This is a genomic window from Corynebacterium suranareeae, from assembly GCF_002355155.1.
Taxonomy (GTDB): Bacteria; Actinomycetota; Actinomycetes; order Mycobacteriales; family Mycobacteriaceae; genus Corynebacterium; species Corynebacterium suranareeae.
In genome coordinates, this window is record NZ_AP017369.1 from 2552330 (window position 1) to 2569439 (window position 17110).

The 17110-nt window shown below is 53.6% G+C and carries 18 protein-coding genes; 4 read left to right on the forward strand and 14 right to left on the reverse strand.

The window, feature by feature from the left end; translation table 11 throughout:
* Nucleotides 1–76: 76 nt before the first annotated feature.
* The 3 genes from N24_RS11815 to N24_RS11825 all read right to left on the reverse strand — a co-directional run bounded on the left by N24_RS11815 (nt 77) and on the right by N24_RS11825 (nt 2672).
* A complete protein-coding gene (locus tag N24_RS11815) occupies nt 77–565 on the reverse strand; it encodes a hypothetical protein (RefSeq protein ID WP_096457308.1) in 489 nt (162 codons plus the stop codon).
* A 26-nt stretch (nt 566–591) separates the two neighbouring features.
* Nucleotides 592–1164: a hypothetical protein gene (locus N24_RS11820; protein ID WP_096457311.1), complete on the reverse strand. Its 573-nt coding sequence runs from the start codon at nt 1162–1164 to the stop codon at nt 592–594.
* Between the two features lie 122 nt (nt 1165–1286).
* A complete protein-coding gene (locus N24_RS11825) occupies nt 1287–2672 on the reverse strand; it encodes a glycine--tRNA ligase (protein ID WP_096457314.1) in 1386 nt (461 codons plus the stop codon).
* A 238-nt stretch (nt 2673–2910) separates the two neighbouring features.
* On the opposite strand from N24_RS11825, the gene N24_RS11830 reads away from it, so the two are divergent.
* The 3 genes from N24_RS11830 (at nt 2911) to N24_RS11840 (ending at nt 5538) form a co-directional block, all read left to right on the forward strand.
* The gene (locus N24_RS11830) at nt 2911–3282 is read left to right on the forward strand and encodes an ArsR/SmtB family transcription factor (protein ID WP_096457317.1); all 372 of its coding nucleotides are present in this window, start codon (nt 2911–2913) and stop codon (nt 3280–3282) included.
* A gap of 40 nt (nt 3283–3322) precedes the next feature.
* Nucleotides 3323–3757, forward strand: coding sequence for a Fur family transcriptional regulator (locus N24_RS11835; RefSeq protein ID WP_096457320.1), 435 nt, complete (start codon nt 3323–3325; stop codon nt 3755–3757).
* Nucleotides 3758–3903: 146 nt separating this feature from the next.
* Nucleotides 3904–5538: an HNH endonuclease signature motif containing protein gene (locus N24_RS11840; RefSeq protein ID WP_096457323.1), complete on the forward strand. Its 1635-nt coding sequence runs from the start codon at nt 3904–3906 to the stop codon at nt 5536–5538.
* A gap of 125 nt (nt 5539–5663) precedes the next feature.
* On the opposite strand, the gene N24_RS11845 is transcribed toward N24_RS11840, so the two are convergent.
* The 11 genes from N24_RS11845 to hemW form a co-directional block, all read right to left on the reverse strand.
* Nucleotides 5664–6737, reverse strand: a complete 1074-nt coding sequence (locus N24_RS11845; RefSeq protein WP_096457326.1) for a VIT1/CCC1 transporter family protein — start codon at nt 6735–6737, stop codon at nt 5664–5666.
* Nucleotides 6737–7468 carry an isoprenyl transferase gene (locus N24_RS11850; protein WP_096460146.1) on the reverse strand — a complete coding sequence of 244 codons (732 nt, stop codon included), beginning with the start codon at nt 7466–7468 and terminating at the stop codon, nt 6737–6739. Before N24_RS11850 ends, N24_RS11845 begins: the two co-directional genes overlap by 1 nt.
* A gap of 96 nt (nt 7469–7564) precedes the next feature.
* Nucleotides 7565–8293 carry a DNA repair protein RecO gene (gene recO, locus N24_RS11855; RefSeq protein WP_096457329.1) on the reverse strand — a complete coding sequence of 243 codons (729 nt, stop codon included), beginning with the start codon at nt 8291–8293 and terminating at the stop codon, nt 7565–7567.
* 62 nt (nt 8294–8355) lie between these two features.
* Entirely contained in the window at nt 8356–9273 is a 918-nt protein-coding gene (era, locus tag N24_RS11860; protein ID WP_096457332.1) for a GTPase Era, read from the reverse strand.
* 91 nt (nt 9274–9364) lie between these two features.
* Nucleotides 9365–10690: a hemolysin family protein gene (locus N24_RS11865; protein ID WP_096457336.1), complete on the reverse strand. Its 1326-nt coding sequence runs from the start codon at nt 10688–10690 to the stop codon at nt 9365–9367.
* The gene (gene ybeY, locus N24_RS11870) at nt 10691–11266 is read right to left on the reverse strand and encodes an rRNA maturation RNase YbeY (protein WP_096457339.1); all 576 of its coding nucleotides are present in this window, start codon (nt 11264–11266) and stop codon (nt 10691–10693) included.
* The gene (locus N24_RS11875; RefSeq protein WP_231911076.1) at nt 11263–12240 is read right to left on the reverse strand and encodes a PhoH family protein; all 978 of its coding nucleotides are present in this window, start codon (nt 12238–12240) and stop codon (nt 11263–11265) included. The genes ybeY and N24_RS11875 overlap by 4 nt, the downstream gene beginning before the upstream one ends.
* A 104-nt stretch (nt 12241–12344) precedes the next feature.
* The gene (locus N24_RS11880; protein ID WP_096457345.1) at nt 12345–13070 is read right to left on the reverse strand and encodes a 16S rRNA (uracil(1498)-N(3))-methyltransferase; all 726 of its coding nucleotides are present in this window, start codon (nt 13068–13070) and stop codon (nt 12345–12347) included.
* The gene (gene dnaJ / locus N24_RS11885) at nt 13070–14215 is read right to left on the reverse strand and encodes a molecular chaperone DnaJ (RefSeq protein WP_096457348.1); all 1146 of its coding nucleotides are present in this window, start codon (nt 14213–14215) and stop codon (nt 13070–13072) included. Before dnaJ ends, N24_RS11880 begins: the two co-directional genes overlap by 1 nt.
* Before the next feature lie 66 nt (nt 14216–14281).
* Nucleotides 14282–15310: a heat-inducible transcriptional repressor HrcA gene (hrcA, locus tag N24_RS11890; protein ID WP_096457351.1), complete on the reverse strand. Its 1029-nt coding sequence runs from the start codon at nt 15308–15310 to the stop codon at nt 14282–14284.
* Between the two features lie 21 nt (nt 15311–15331).
* Nucleotides 15332–16474, reverse strand: a complete 1143-nt coding sequence (gene hemW, locus N24_RS11895; RefSeq protein ID WP_096457354.1) for a radical SAM family heme chaperone HemW — start codon at nt 16472–16474, stop codon at nt 15332–15334.
* A gap of 86 nt (nt 16475–16560) precedes the next feature.
* Here hemW and N24_RS11900 point away from each other — a divergent pair, with 86 nt between their 5' ends.
* Nucleotides 16561–17079, forward strand: a complete 519-nt coding sequence (locus N24_RS11900; protein WP_096457357.1) for a hypothetical protein — start codon at nt 16561–16563, stop codon at nt 17077–17079.
* Nucleotides 17080–17110: the final 31 nt, after the last annotated feature.

Below are 17110 nucleotides of genomic sequence, written 5' to 3' on the forward strand. Positions count from 1 at the left end.
GACTCAATTCGGAAATTTCGATCCTTTAAATGAGTGCGAGGTGGGCCTGGAGGTGGGCGTCGAAAAGCAAAATCTTTTAAATTCGAGGCCGTCGCACGGCCGAGTCGACAAGGACGCACGCCCAGCTTAAAAACACAGCGTCAACGAAAGGGAGCGCATCATTGTCAGCTGCGCCGACGATGAATTCTACTTTTCCGCTGGTCATTGGACGTAAGCGAGCAACCTCCACCCCATTGTTGATGATTGCGCGCTCTTTGCGCCAGGGGGAAACCCGTTTGAGTAAATAGGTTCGCGGACCACAAACAGCAGTTAATTCTCCGACTGAAAATGAACTCTGCGTCATGGTATAAACTTCGCCGCCGGATAAGGTCGCGCGACACCGAAACCGCATTGTGCTGGGGGTTGACTCGATGAGCAGCCGCTCCCGATCTACATAAAGTACATCGGAACGGACATCTGCTATGACCTCGCCGGACTCATCAAAAAGCTCATTTCCAAGCCACACCCAGGTCTCTTCTGTATGGCTACCAAAGATGCCTGCTTTGGGGCGCCGGGCGTCTACCATTTTTTTAAGTCCTTACTTCTAGGCTTCTAGCTGAAAGTCAGGAAAATGATAATTGGCGTCAAAACAATCAAAAATAAGGTGAGCCCCCAGCTAGATCCCAGCATGCGGGATTCTAATGTCTTGCGTGCAATCCAGGACAAGAAAATTTCCTGCTCTTTGGCTACCTTCGCGTCTTCTTCAAATTCTAGAATCGCGCGACGCATACCATTATTCAAACCAGTAAACTGGGCAACTTTCTGCTCTTGGGCATCATCAATAATCCAGTTATTTTTCTCTTCATTAATAGCAGCCATCTCGGTGCCATCCATGTCGATATCAATGCGCTTGGATTTAGTGAATGTCTTCTCACCAGCATTCGCACTAAACGTACGTCCATCTGGAAGTTTCGCAGACGCAGTTCCTTCAATATCGAAAGACAGCTCCCACTTTTGATCATCAACTTCCGCGATGGTTTCAAATGCTTTACTGGGAACCTCACCGAAAGTGGCTAAAACTTCTTCATCAGCGCCACGAAGTAGGTTGATAAAAAGTTTCCCTTCCTTTTTGAAACGCTTGCCCCAGGACGTATAGGAGGTCACAATCAGATCCTTCGAAGTCATGCGAACAGAATAGCACCGGCCTATTAAAGCCGGTGCTATTTGTTGCTGTGATTAGATTATCGCTTTAGCTCTGTGAGGCTGGTTGAGTAACCGGCTTTAGCAACCGCTTTTAGCAACCGGCTTTAGCAACCGAGGAGGCGCTGAGCTAAGTAACCCTGCAGCTCATCCAGTGGAACACGAACCTGCTCCATCGTGTCGCGCTCACGCACAGTCACAGCATTGTCCTCGAGAGAATCGAAGTCAACGGTGACACAGAATGGGGTACCAATCTCATCCTGACGGCGGTAACGGCGACCAATTGCACCGGAAGTATCGTAATCAACGTTCCAGAACTCACGCAGCTGCGCTGCGAGCTTTTCAGCCAAAGGCGTCAAAGTATCCTTCTTTGACAGAGGCAAGACCGCAACCTTCACCGGCGCAAGTCGGCGGTCAAGCTTCAAGACAACACGCTTATCGACGCCACCCTTTGAGTTTGGTGCCTCGTCCTCGTAATAAGCATCCATCAGGAACATCATCATTGCGCGACCAAGACCTGCAGCAGGCTCAATTACGTAAGGAATCCAACGCTCATTGGTCTCCTGATCAAAGTAGGACAGGTCTTCGCCGGAGCCCTCAGAGTGCACACGCAAATCGTAATCAGTACGGTTTGCAATGCCCTCGAGCTCGCCCCACTTGCTGTTAGCGAAGTTGAAAGCGTACTCAATATCAACAGTGCGCTTGGAGTAGTGAGACAGCTTCTCCTGGGGGTGCTCGTACAGACGCAGGTTCTCAGGCTTAATACCTAGATTGATGTACCACTGGTGGCGAGTATCAATCCAGTACTGGTGCCACTCTTCATCCTCGCCAGGCTTAACGAAGAACTCCATCTCCATCTGCTCAAATTCACGAGTACGGAAAATGAAGTTGCCCGGAGTGATCTCATTACGGAAAGACTTACCGATGTTTGCAATACCGAATGGTGGCTTCATACGCGCGGTGTTCATCACGTTCTTGAAGTTCACGAAAATACCCTGAGCCGTTTCAGGACGCAGGTAGTGCAAACCCTCTTCATCATCCACAGGACCCAAGAAGGTCTTCAGCAGACCAGAAAAAGCCTTTGGCTCAGTCCAGTTACCTGGCTGGCCAGTCTCTGGATCATTGATGTCAGCCAAACCATTTACTGGTGGGTGGCCATGCTTTTCCTCATAAGCTTCCAACAGGTGATCCGCACGGTAACGCTTATGAGTGTGTAGGGATTCAACCAGTGGATCAGTGAAGACCTCAACGTGACCAGAAGTAACCCACACCTGGCGAGGAAGAATCACAGAAGTATCTACACCCACTACATCAGGGCGGTTGGTGACCATGGAACGCCACCACTGGCGCTTGATGTTTTCCTTCAGCTCGACACCCAACGGGCCGTAGTCCCACGCAGAGCGGGTACCGCCGTAGATCTCACCACAGGGGTACACCAGTCCACGTCGTTTACACAGGTTAACCACGGTGTCGATGATCGATTGCTGAGCCACGTCGGATGCTCTCCTCCACGTCGAATGAAAAAATAACCGTCCCTTTTAGGACATACCCAGTCAATCCTAGCCCAACAATCCCCAAGGTTGCCCCTCACCCCTATTAACCCCGATTAAAACCAATAATCTAATTCCTATAACTATTTTTCCATTTCCCTCAAAAGCCTTTCACAGACCAGGTAAAATAGCATGCGTGCTAGATCTAATTCTGATCTATTAGGACGGAAGGAATTCTCCCGTGATTCACAATTCAAATCGGAATTTTGTCATTTCAACAGAAGGCTCCGAATCCTCCGCATCGGCTGCGCTGCTTGAGCTTTCGTCAGCCAAGAACATCAAAACCATCAGCTCACTGATCAGGGCACTAGATTCCCCTTTAAGGATCGAAATCATTCTCGCCCTAAATGAACGTCCACACTATGTGCACGAGCTGGTCAAGCTAGTAAAAAGCTCACAGCCCCTAGTGAGCCAGCACCTCAAAGTGCTGAAATCAGCCGGAATTGTCGATGCTGAACGCCAAGGCCGGCAAATGACATATTCACTTGCCCAGCCACTCGTTCTAGACATTCTTCTCCTAGCACTCAACGCGGGAGTTGACACACCTGAGTAGACTAACCGTGTACATTTTGTGTCTTTGAGGAGGATCACCGGTGGGTATCAATCGCATCAGCCAAGGCTCTGCACCGAAGCTGGGAGTGCGAAGCACCAGGCAGCGAAAAGCGGTAATCGACGTTTTAGAGGTAATCGATAACTTCGCATCCGCCAAGGAAATCCACCAGGAACTTTCCTCCAGAGAGCACAACGTTGGATTGACCACGGTGTATCGCACCCTACAATCCCTTGCTGACATTGGCGCGGTTGATGTCCTTACCGTCACCGGCGGTGAAACTCTCTACCGCCAGTGCCATGCCGAAGGCCATCACCACCACCTCGTTTGCACAAACTGCGGACGCACCGTCGAAATCGACGGCGGCCCGGTTGAAACATGGGCACAAGAAATAGCTTCCAAGAACGGTTTTAGCCTAAGCAGCCACGAGGCTGAAATATTTGGATTATGTGGCGAATGCCAACAAAGAGAACAATAAGGTACTCCCCCATTTTTTAGCTGTCGAACATGTGATTGTTTGACAGCTTTCCCATTTCGATAATCAGCCTTGCGTTCGAACACATGGGCGGGTAGGGTAGGTGATAACAACAAAACGGGGACCCACAGGGAAAGAAGGGGGACACCATGAGCATTAGCACCCACGTCAACGCAATCACCACCGCACTACACGCCATCGATAATCACCTGGCAGCACTACTAGACGCTGACGGTGTCACCCTCGAGCACTACACACCCCTCGAGCCAGACCTTGTAGCACTCGAACACGCCATCAACCACCACGCCACCATCGCAGCCCAAACCACAGCACTAGCAGAACGCACCAACGCCGCCCACACCATCGGCTCCACCCACCTCATCGACTACCTCACCACCACCTTCGGCCTATCAAAAAAAGGCGCCCACCACCGCATCACCCTCGCCCACACCCTCTACCCCACCACAGGCAAAACCAGCAGTAACAACGGTGGCAGTGAAAGCAGCTCAGGAGACAACGGCGACTCAGGTGATTCAGGGGATTCCGGTGGTGATGACCCCGACCCAGAACCCAACCCAGGGAACACCGGTACAGGCAATGACACTGATGGCAATGACCAGCCCGATGGCGGCTCAGGTGGCTCAGGTGGCTCAGATGGCAAGTCGCAGATCAGCGCGGAAAAACACGCCATCATCACCGAAGAACTCACCCACCTCAACCCCAACACCACACCCACCTACGACCAACTGCGCCACCAAGCACTCACCCACGCCATCTGGCGCACCCCAGAAGACCTACGCACCTGGCTACGCAACCAAATACGCACAGCTAACAACGCTCGCCCCGATCCCATCACCGCGATGAGCAAACGCTACCTGGCATTGAGTAAACCCGATGCCAACAACATGGTCCGCATCAGCGGCCTGATCCCTGCTACCACCGCAGCACTAATCGCAGCGAACACCGCACCCTTAACCAAACGCGGCAACCTGGTCGATACCCCACCCGCAGACGACACCCGCAGCCGTGGACAACGCCATGCTGACGCACTGCACCACATCATGGAGATCTACAACCAAGGCATTGTCACCCCAGCACGCGGTGGCACAGCCAGCATCATCATCTCCATGACCACCGATGACATCAACGACATCAACACCACCGACCCCACCAACAGTAATGGTGGTAGCAGCCCACTGAACAAGCTGTACCCCACCAACACCGGCTACGCACTCAACCTGGCAGAAATCATGAATCTGATCGCTACGAAATACGACTTCGCTGTGCTGCTTGATGGACCAACCGGGCAAGCGTTGAATGTTAACCGGATGCAACGCTCAGCGAATCTCATGCAGCGGATTGCGTTGTTCGCCTCAGAGTTAGTGTGTAGTGCCCCGCATTGTGATCGCCCGCAGTTAGAGTGCGAGGTTCATCATCTTGACCCGTGGGTTAAAGGTGGGTTGACCAACCTGGTGAACTTAACCCAGCAGTGTTATAACCATCATCCCCGTATTGATGATTCACGCAGTGGGGTCAATGGGAAAGGCTATATGGACCGCGATCCTGATACAGGTCGGGCAGCGCATTATCCTGCGGATGGTTCAGGTCCGGTGTGTAACCGCTCTGCTGCATCAGATAGTTCAGGTGGTGCGTGGGCGAGACGTAAACACCACGGCCCACCACCACACCACCAACCACCACACCACCCACCACCGGATCCACCAGGACCACCAGACGATGTACCGGGTGATGTGTCTAGTCCTGCTGTCGATACCCTGTTTTAGCCTGTTCCTGTTACCAGCCGCTGTAGTGTGCCTGGTACCGGGCACACACCCCTGCCCACAGCCCAAGGCACCGCAGCCCGAAACCCGGGCCACCGACAAGGCAAACGTCGACAAGCAAGCAGCTTTTAAAGAATCAAGCCGAACAGGAGCCCGAGAACGTAGGTGACCAAAGCAGCACCATAGCCAATGGAAAGCTGGCGAATAGCTCTGATCCCAGGGGGCTTACCAGACAACAGGCCGGTTGTTGCTCCCGTCGCCATCAGTGAGATTCCGACCAAGATCAGCGACACCACTGCACCTGCCAGGCCTGACATGCCGAAAACATAAGGGATGATCGGCAGGAAAGCACCAATCGCGAACGCAAAGAAACTGAAGGCGGCCGCCGACCGAGCCGATCCAGCGCTTTGGGCTTCGGTACTGCCTAAAACGTTGTCGCCGATTCGTTTCTGCTGGGTGATTTTGTTAAATACGCGTGTGGCTTTGGCTTGGGCCTCTTCTTCGCTCATGCCACGGGCACGGTAGACCAGCTCCAGTTCATTCGATTCGACGTCCAATGAATGCAGGGCTTCGCGGGCTTTGGGGTCTGGGAGGGAGGCGTCGAGAAGCTCTGTTTGGGAGCGGACGGAGATGTACTCTCCTGCCGCCATGGACAGGGCGCCGGATAGGAGTCCTGATATGCCGGTGATCAGCACGATCTGAGCAGACACGCCGGTTGCCATTACACCCATGACCAGCGCCAAGTTAGAGACAAGGCCGTCATTGATACCAAACACTGCTGCGCGGAAATTACCACTCATGTTTTCGCGGCCACGGCTCGCCAGTCCTCTGATGACTTCGGCATGGATGCGTTCGTCGGCGCTGATTTGTCGGGAGGCGTCGGCGTCGTTGTCATAAGGACTGCGGGCCTCTGCGGACTGCATGAGGGCAAGGGTGAACACCGAGCCGAATCGCCGGGCAAGGAAACCAAGAAGCCGAGTTTTGATGTCTGGCTTTGGTGGGTTTTCAGCATGGACGCCGAGCTTTTCGATCCAGTAATCGGCGTGGCGGTGTTCGGCGTCGGCAAGCGTTAAAAGGATCTCTTGCTCCTCGCCGCTTCGGCGCCTAGCGAGGTCGCGGTAGGCGGCTGCTTCTGCTTGCTCATTAGCCAAATACCCACGCCAACGCTTAATTTGTGCTGGTGTGGGCTGGTTAGTGGACATTATGCACTTCCGAATCTGCGATCCCTTTTTGCATATTCTAAGACCGCGTCGAACAAATCTTGTTGGGTGAAATCCGGGAACAGCTTATCTTGATAGACCATCTCGGCGTACGCGGACTGCCAGAGCAGGAAGTTTGAGGTGCGCTTCTCGCCAGAAGGACGCAGGAAAAGGTCCACATCGGGCATGTCTGGTTCGTCGAGGAAATTCGGGAAAGTTTTCTCGTTGATCTGCTCAGGACGCAGGGTACCTTCGGCTGCTTGGCGTGCAATTTCACGCGCTGCATCGATGATCTCTGCGCGGCCCCCATAGTTAACACACATGGCAAGCGTCATGGTGGTGTTGTCTTTGGTTAGTTCTTCAGCCGCTTCAAGCTCACGAATCACCGAACGCCACAAACGAGGGCGTCGCCCAGCCCACCTAACTCGGACGCCTTTTTCGTGCAGGCCATCTCGCTGCCGACGTAAAACATCACGATTAAAGCCCATGAGGAAACGCACCTCATCAGTCGAACGGCGCCAATTTTCAGTGGAAAATGCGTACGCCGACAGATAGGGAATACCAAGCTCAATGCAGGCATCAACGACATCAAGGAGGACCGCTTCACCGCGTTTATGGCCTTCGGTGCGTTTCATGCCACGGTCCGTAGCCCAACGTCCATTTCCGTCCATAACAAGCGCAATGTGCTTAGGTAGGAATTCAGCAGGGATTTGGGGTACTTGAAATTCGCTCACCTTAATCATTCTGCCATGCACGCAATTACAAGATGCCATTTAGGCCAAGTGCAAGTTCTTGGGTCCAGCGCAAAATCGCAGCCTGGTCTAAATTTCTTAGGCTTGATCTAAAACAGCAAGCGTAGGCAGCTTACGTTCAACATGCCATTGCAAATGCGCTGTGGTGAGTCGGTGGATAGTGCTTTGCTGTTCCGGGTGTTCCTGCGGAATGCGCGCTTTTTGACCATTTGCCACCAACCACATCATATGCAGTGCTTCCGGGGGGACTTCGGCGCTTCCCGGTGGGCGACAATACAGACACACTGCCCCGCCGGCACCAGGGTGGAATGCGTTATGTGGCCCAGGGCGCCCACAGGCTGCACAGTCAAACAGGCTTGGTGCCCAACCCGCGTGGTTCATGGCGCGCAGCATGAACTCATCCAGATCAAGAATTGGTTCAGGTGAATCCTGGATGTTTTTCAACGCCCGGGTGGTCTCTTCAAACAGATGTGGGTCTTCTTCCACCCCAGCAAGTTGGGTGGCTATTTCCAAAATGGCAGAAGCACAGGAGTACCGGGTGAAGTCTTCAATAATCCCTGACGCATAGTAGCCAACGGTGTCAGCTCCAGAGATAGTGGAAAGTTTCTGACCGGGATAAAGCTGGACGTCTAATTCCACAAAGAGTTGAAGGCGCGACCCAAACCGAGATTTGGATCGGCGGACCCCTTTAGCTACTCCGCGGACGATGCCGTGGTTTCGGGTAAGGAGCACAATGATCCGGTCGGCTTCTCCGAAATCGTAGGTTTTCACCACGAGCGCGCGGTCGCGAAAACTCTCCCTACGCATTAGTAGCCTGCATTAATAGCCTGCACCGCCCACACTAAAACCTAAAAGCCCTTCTCTAAAACCTAAAAGCCTAAACGGTTAAGGGCCTTCGGATCCGACTGCCAGTTTTTTAGGACCTTGATGCGAAGATCTAGGAAGACATTTTGTCCAAGGATCTTGATGATGTCTTGGCGTGAGGTATGGATGATGCGTCCGAGGCGTTGCCCTTTGTGGCCGACGATGATGTCTTTTTGTCCGGTGCGTTCCACGTAGATGATGGCATGGACGGCTAGGACACCGTTGCGTTCTGGGTCAGGAAGAATCTCATCTACTTCGACTGCGACGGAGTGTGGTAGTTCGTTTTTCAGGCCAGAAAGAGCGGCTTCGCGGATTGCTTCGGCGATGCGGGTCTCGGTGTCTTCGTCGGTGAGGTGGTCATCTGGGTAGAACTTCGGGCCTTCTGGAAGCAATTCGGTGATGACTTTGATTAGCGTGTCAACGTTTTCGCCGGAGGTGGAGGACACAGGGACTACTTCGCTGTTGCCACCGAGGAGTTCATGTACTGCCATGAGCTGTGCTGCAACCAAGTCGCGGGAGACGCTGTCCGCTTTGGTGATGATGCCCAAGATTGGGGTTTTGGGTGCTACTTTTCGGACGGCTTCGAGGATCCAGCGGTCACCGGGGCCAATTTTTTCGTTGGCTGGGATGGTAAATCCGATGAGATCAACGTCAGCGTAGGTGTCTTTGACTGCTTCGTTGAGGCGTTCACCAAGTAAGGTGCGTGGGCGGTGCAGACCGGGGGTGTCAACGACAATAATTTGTGCGTTGTCGCGGTGAACCAGTCCGCGGATTGGGTGGCGGGTGGTTTCTGGCTGGTTAGCTGTGATCGCGATTTTCTCGCCGACCAGCGCGTTTGTCAGGGTGGACTTGCCTGTGTTGGGGCGGCCGACGAAGCTGACAAAGCCAGAGCGGAAGCCTTCGGGGGTGTTGGTGAAGCTCATAAATCCTCTTTAAAAGATTGGGATGATCGAACCGGCATCAAAAGCCAGTTTCCTTGGACGTTTCAGCATAGTCCCAAAACCTCAATAAAAACTAACCAGCTTCCGGCTCCGAAACTTGCTCAGCCACCTCCACTACTGCGGAGTGCATGCGCAGACGTCCGCGTCGGTTCTTTTCTCCTTCAGCGGTCAGGGTGAGCCCGCAGGTTTCTACAGTGGCGCCCGGCAGAGGGACACGTCCTAGTTCATAGGCGATGAGTCCACCAACTGTATCTACTTGGTCTTCGATTTCTTCGCCGAATTCGATTTCTAAATCTAGTTCTTCTTCGATGTGTTCTTTGAGGTCTTCCAAGGAGAGGCGGGAGACCACGCGGTAGGTGCGTTCCCCGATTTGCTCGATGGGTGCTACTTCGCGGGCATCGTATTCATCGGCGATTTCTCCGACGATCTCTTCCAAAATATCTTCAATGGAGATCAGTCCCGCAACACCGCCATATTCATCGATCAGGATGGCTATGTGTTTGTGGTCTTCTTGCATTTCCTGCAGCAAGGCATCTAAGGATTTGGAGTCTGGAACGAAGGTTGCTTCGCGCATGACTTCATCGACCAGCACAGATTTTCCGCCGTCGGTGGCGTAGTAAGTTTTTTGGACTAGGTCTTTAAGATAAACCACGCCGACGATATCATCGACGTTTTCGCCAATGACCGGGATGCGGGAATGCCCAGAGCGCACGCATAGTGCTGTTGCTTGGCCTGCTGTTTTGCCGGATTCGATCCAGATCATTTCAGGTCGTGGCACCATTACTTGTCGCACCGTGGTGGAGGCTAGATCGAACACTGATTGGATCATGCGGCGTTCTTCAAGTTCCACGATGCCGTGTTCTTGCGCGATGTCGACCATTTCGCGCAGTTCCACCTCTGTTGCATATGGGCCATTGCGGAAACCCGGGCCGGGTGCAATCACATTGCCAATCCAGATCAATGCGCGGGCAATTGGGCCCAGGATCTTTGCCAGCCCACTTAAAACTACTGCAGAGCGCAGCATTACTGAGTAGGGATTTTTTCGACCCACGGTGCGCCCAAAAACGCCGACCACTGCGAAGGTCAATAGGGAAACCATGATGATCGCGATGACAATTCCCCATGCCCAGCTATCCATCACATTAACGGCGATAGCTCCGGCGAAAACTGCAGCTGAAGCATCCAGCAAGGTGCGCAGCATAATGAGCATATTGATGTGGAGGGCCCGTTGATCAATAACGCGCAGCAAGGATGCGGAACCTGATTGTTCATCCTTGTGCATCTGTTCAACGCGGGCGCGTGAAACTGTTGATAGCGCAGATTCCACTGCGCCTAATAAACCGGAGAAGAGCAACGCGACGATGGTGGCGATGCTCAACCATATAACGGAGGATTCCACCTATGAATCAGCTCCATCGGCGTTCATCTGTTCATCTAAGGTGAGACGATCAGCTGCGGTGGGGAATGCGCCTGGGCCAGATGGTTTAGGTTGGTAGGTTACACCGCGGGCTTCTACGTTGTCGTACCAATCGGCAAGCAGTTCATTTTGAAGGGCGAACATTTCTCGCTCTTCGGCTGGATCGACGTGGTCGTAGCCCAACAGATGCAAGCTACCGTGAACGGTCAGTAAAGCCAGTTCATGAGCTAGGCCGTGCCCAGCTTTTGTTGCTTGCTTTGCTGCAAATTCAGGGCACAGCACGATATCACCCAACATGGCAGGTCCAGGCGTTGCTCCATCAGGTCGGGAATAACCGGGGGTGAGCTCATCCATAGGGAAACTCATCACGTCGGTTGGGCCTTCCAGATCAAGCCATTTTACGTGCAGGTCAGCGATGGTATCGGAGTCCACGATGTGGATGGATGCTTCTGCATCGGGGTGGATGTCCATTTCACCGAGTGCGAAGGAGAGGACATCAATGAGCATTTCTTCATTGACGCCGTCGTATCCCGATTCGTTGAATACTTCAATACTCATGGCCGTGCCTCCTGGCGTTTGCGTTTGAGCTCACGTTCTTCATAGTCTTCATACGCATCCACGATATGTCCCACCAGCTGGTGGCGGACCACGTCGGATGAGGTCAGTTCGGAGAAATGTACATCGTCTACTCCGCGCAGGATGTGTCGCACCAAACGCAAACCGGATTTTTGGCCACCCGGTAGGTCGACCTGGGTGATATCGCCGGTGACCACCATTTTGGAGCCAAAGCCCAGGCGGGTGAGGAACATTTTCATCTGCGCTGGCGTGGTGTTTTGGGCTTCATCCAAAATCACAAACGCATCATTGAGGGTGCGTCCACGCATATAGGCCAGTGGGGCCACTTCCACGATTCCGGCTTCCATCAGTTTTGGAATCACTTCTGGTTCCACCATGTCCCGCAGCGCGTCATGGAGTGGGCGCAGGTAGGGGTCGATTTTCTCATTCAGGGTGCCCGGCAAAAAGCCGAGCTTCTCCCCTGCTTCCACGGCCGGGCGGGTGAGAATAATCCGGCTTACCTGCTTGGCTTGGAGCGCTTGCACCGCTTTGGCCATGGCGAGGTAAGTTTTACCGGAACCAGCTGGGCCTAAACCAAAGACAATCGTGTTGGTATCAATGGCATCCACATAGTGTTTTTGCCCCAAAGTTTTCGGGCGGATCACTTTGCCGCGTCGGGCCAGGATATCGCCGGTGAGGATTTCCGAGACGGTTTGTGGCGTTTCCACATTGATCATGCTAATCACATTTTTTACCGTGTCCGGGCTGATTACATGTCCACGACGGGCAATGGCCTGCAGTTCTTCGAAGATTTTCGTGGCGCGTGAAACTTCGTGGGCAGGTCCGGTGAGTTCCACGCGGGTGCCTCGCACGTGAATATCGCAATCGATTTGATTGTCCAAAACACGCAGGTTTTCGTCATTGATACCTAAAACGGTTTGCGCAAGCGTGCGCTCTAGGTTGAGGACAGTGGTGATCACTTCAGTGCGGGTTTTTCGCGGGGCAGTCACAGTGCTTGTTCGGCCTGCTTTCGGGAAGATTAGCGGGAGATTCAACTAACAGTTTGTATTTTTAAGAAATATTACCAGCGCTTCGAAAGTACGCCGATCGCAGCAAGTGCCACCATGCCAGCCGATGCGGTTCGAAGCACTTCGGGCCCCAGTTTCACAGTGTGCGCGCCAGCGGCTGCAAATCGAGAAATTTCCGACGGTGCCACCCCACCTTCCGGCCCGATGATCACGACCACGTTGCCGGAAAAATCCAGGTCTCTGATCGCTGCAGTGGCTTCTTCATGCAAGATGATGGCCAGGTCTGCTTCTTTAATAAGCTTTTCGACGCCATCCTCCCCCACTACGCCACTGATTTCAGGGATGGTTGCGCGCCGCGACTGCTTAGCAGCTGCTTCCGCAGCTGCCTGCCACTTTGCCAGTGCTTTTGCCTCTTTACCGCCCCATTTAGCCACGCAGCGAGATGCTTGCCACGCCACGATTTTATCGGCGCCACCCTGGGTGAGCAGATCGATGGTCAGTTCCGATCGCTCCGATTTAGGGATCGCTTGGACGATGGTGACGTGCGGATTCGGGGTGGGAATTTCAGATACGGAATCCACCACTGCGTGCAGGGTGTCTTTGCCGCTCAAGGCGGTGACTGTGCAGGTGCGCGCTGTGCCCCGGCCGTCGATAAGCGAAATCTTTTCGCCTACCTGGATGCGCTTGACCGTAACGGCATGACGGCCTTCCGGCCCGCGGAGCTCGGTGGTTTCTCCGGGGCCGGCGACCGTGTCAGAGATAAATACTGGCAGAGACATTATTTGCGGAACTTGTTGCGCAGCTTGTCAAAGAAACCTTCAGATTCGCCTTCGCGGTGCACGGCAGCATTGTCGCTGCGGTGGTTGCGGATCTCCTCAAGCAGTTCGCGGGTGCGGTCATCCAAATCGGTGGGCACGAAAAGATCCACATGAGCCATGAGGTCGCCGTGGCCTTCAGCACGCAGCTTCGGCATGCCTTCGCCGTCGAGCGTAATCACATCATTGGGCTGAGTACCAGCAGGAATGGTGATCTTAACCTCTTCACCGGTCAAGGATTCCACATCCAAATCCGTGCCGAGGGCTGCATCGATCATTGGCACCCTGATGCTGGCATGCAGGTTATCACCGTCGCGGGTAAACACGGCGTGGGGACGGACCATGACCTCGATGTAGAGATCACCTGCCGGTCCACCACCTGCGCCAACCTCACCCTGGCCTGCCATGCGGATGCGCATGCCGGATTGAATACCAGCAGGAATGTTGGCCACCACGTCACGGCGGGCACGCACACGTCCATCCCCTGCACATTCGGTGCAAGGATCTGGAATGATTTCACCGGTTCCATCACAGGTGTGGCATGGGCGCGAGGTCATAACATTGCCCAAGAAACTGCGCTGCACTTCCTGGATTTCACCAGCACCATTACAGGTGCCACAGGTGACAGGCTTCTTATCGGATGCAGAACCTGAACCATGGCACTTGGTGCACAGCACAGCAGTGTCCAAAGTCAGGTCCTTCTTTGCGCCCTTGTAAGCCTCCTCCAAGGTGATGGACGTACGCCACAGGGTGTCGCTTCCTGGCTGCACGCGGGAACGTGGTCCGCGGGATCCACCGGCGCCTCCGCCAAAGAAAGCATCAAAGATATCGCCTAGGCCACCGCTACCACCGAAACCTCCACCGAAGCCACCGGCACCTGCGCCACCGCCTTGCTCCATGGGATCACCACCCATGTCAACGATGCGACGCTTATCTGGGTCAGTGAGTACCTCATGTGCAACTGAAGCTTCGCGGAACTTCTCCGCTGCTTCCTCACCTGAATTAACATCTGGGTGATACTTGCGGGCAAGTTTTCGGTACGCCTTTTTGATCTCCGAATCGGTTGCATTGCGATCGACGCCGAGAATGCCGTAATAGTCACGTGCCACGGTGGGTGATACTTCCTTTAGCTTCTAAACAAATTAATCAAAACAATTGGCCTACTATACCCGCATCTATTCGCCAGCGAGCACACGACCAACATACTTAGCAACGGCGGACACCTTAGAAATTGTTCCCGAGTAGTCCATATAAGTGGGGCCAACCACACCCAATGCACCCAAAGCGCTGCCCTGTGAACCATAGCCGGTCGTGATCACGGTTGCGCTGCGCAGCTCAATATCTTCATTTTCGCCGCCGATGTGTACCCGAACCTGGTTGAGATCGGTGACGTTGGACAGCAGTTTCAACATCACCACCTGCTCTTCTAAGGCTTCTAACACCATTGGCAAGCTGGCTGAGGTTTCACGGTCAAGCCGAGTGAGGTTAGATGTTCCGGCCAAGATGAGGCGGTCGGAGGGTTGATCGACAAGGGTGTTGACCAAAACATCGCAGCATCTGCGCATGGCATCGCGAATATCTGATGGGGCTTGGGTTGCCAGTTCCTCCAACGCATCAGAGGCAGCTGACAGAGTTTTCTCCCCCAGCGCACCGTTGAGCAGGTCTCGCAAGACATTTACTTCTTCAGCAGCAAGTGGCTCTTCTAGTTCCACGTTGCGCTGGTCCACCCGGCCTGTATCGGTGATTAACACCAACAGCAACCGCATGGCTGATAGTGGTACTACTTCACAGTGCTTTACGCGCGCAGTTTTCAACGTGGGCAACTGCACCACTGCTGCCTGGTGAGTCAGCTGAGATAAAAGCTGCACTGACCTACGCAGTACATCTTCTAAGTCCACTCCCCCTTCGAGGAATCCCAAAATGGCACGACGCTCCGCCAAAGACAGCGGTTTGATGTCATGGATGGAATCGACAAACAGTCGGTAGCCCTTTTCCGTTGGGACACGGCCCGAGCTTGCATGTTCTTGGACGATGTAGCCATCAGATTCCAGCACCGACATATCATTGCGGATCGTCGCAGAACTCACGTTGAGCTTATGGCGCTCAAGAAGTGACTTCGATCCGACAGGTTCCTGAGACGCAATATAATCAGCGACGATGGCCCGCAACACTTCGTATCTACGTCTCTCCGTTGCACTTGCCATGCTTGATACCTTACTAAATCTTTAGTCTTCTTCACTAAGCAAAATATCGGCAACGATGCCATCAGCTAGCAAACGTCCTGCATCTGTCACAGCAACATTGCCCGTTTCAGTAATATGCAGCAGCCCACCAGCAATATGGCGATCAATAACAGGACGCGCACTAGGCGCAAACAGGACCAATGGCACGCCTTGTTTTAACCGTAGCCCAAGCATCACGCGTTCAGTGTGGTGATCTTGCGCCGTTAAAAGTTCCGTTTCTTTAATCGGCAGTTCACCAGCTGCGATCTGTGCGGCATAACGCGCAGGGTGCTTCGTGTTATAAAACCGACGATCCCCAATATGGGAATGGGCACCTGGGCCCGCTCCCCACCAATCGCCGTCAACCCAATAGCCCATGTTGTGCTTGCATTCCCCGCCGGGCTTCGCCCAGTTGGACACCTCGTACCAATCGAAACCAGCTGAGCGCAGGCGAGCGTCGATAAGCTCAAAACGATCAGCGTAGACATCCTCATCCGGCGCTGGCAGCTCGCCCTTGCGCACCTTGCGCGCCATGGCCGTGCCGTCCTCCACAATCAGAGAATACGCAGAAACATGATCCACGTTGGCCTCTAAAACTGCATCCAAAGTTTTGCGCACATCATCATCGGTTTCCGTCGGCGTGCCATAAATCATATCCAAATTCACATGATCAAACCCCGCCTGACGTGCCTCTTTGGCCGCCGCAACAGGGCGGCCCGGGGTGTGCGAGCGATCCAGGACCTTCAAAACGCTTGACGACGCCGACTGCATCCCCAGCGAAATCCTGTTGTATCCCGCTTTGCGAAGGTGCTCAAAAAACTCCGGCGACGTGGATTCCGGATTAGACTCCGTAGTCACTTCCGCACCTTCAGCAATGCCGAAAGTATTACGCACCGCACGTAAAACCCTGGCCAAACCATCCGCCCCAAGCAACGACGGGGTACCCCCACCAATAAAGATAGTTTCAGCCTGCTGCGGATCATCTAATGACGCCACAGCCATTTCCAGCTCAACTTCCAAAGCGTCCATATAGGTGTCCGGGCCTGCGGTGCTGCCCAATTCACCTGCAGTGTAGGTGTTGAAATCACAGTAACCGCACCTGGTAGAACAAAACGGCACATGAATATACACACCAAAAACTGACATGGCCTAAAGCCTAGTACCTGCCCCCTATACATGATTAATTTAAGCTAAACATAGCCTTTTGATAGGAAACGGGTAAAGTGCAGGATATGAAACGGAAGATGGTCGCAACAGCGCTGGCAACAGCGCTTCTTTTGGGATCCGCGCCATCACATGCTTCGAATGCTTCGCAAACTGAACCCAGCACCGTCGCAGAATCCGTAGCGCTTGACCCCACCAAGGAAATCAAGGTTTCCACCCCAGACCTCTGGGCTGATATTGAGGCAAAACCAGGCGATGTCGTGCGCATTCCATACCTCGGGAACCATATTTACAACGACCTTAAAGTCAAAGCAGCTGAACCCTTCCAAGATTTCCGCGCACTCATCCAACTAGACAACAGCATTGTTGTTGCAGTGCCTAAGAACTTAAATGGTGTTGCATCTGTTGCCCCAGTTTTCACCGTGTCTGATAGCTACGGCGAACTGGACACTTTCACCATCACCGTGACAGTTGAGCCCACGCGGCCAAGTGATGAAGAAAGCCGCTCGGCCTTGTTTGATGTCATTTCTCAAATCGCTTACCGCATGCCACACTTGCCTTTCGTGGCGGAATTGCTGAAATACTAAATTTTCCTGGCTATTAGACGGCGATTTAAGG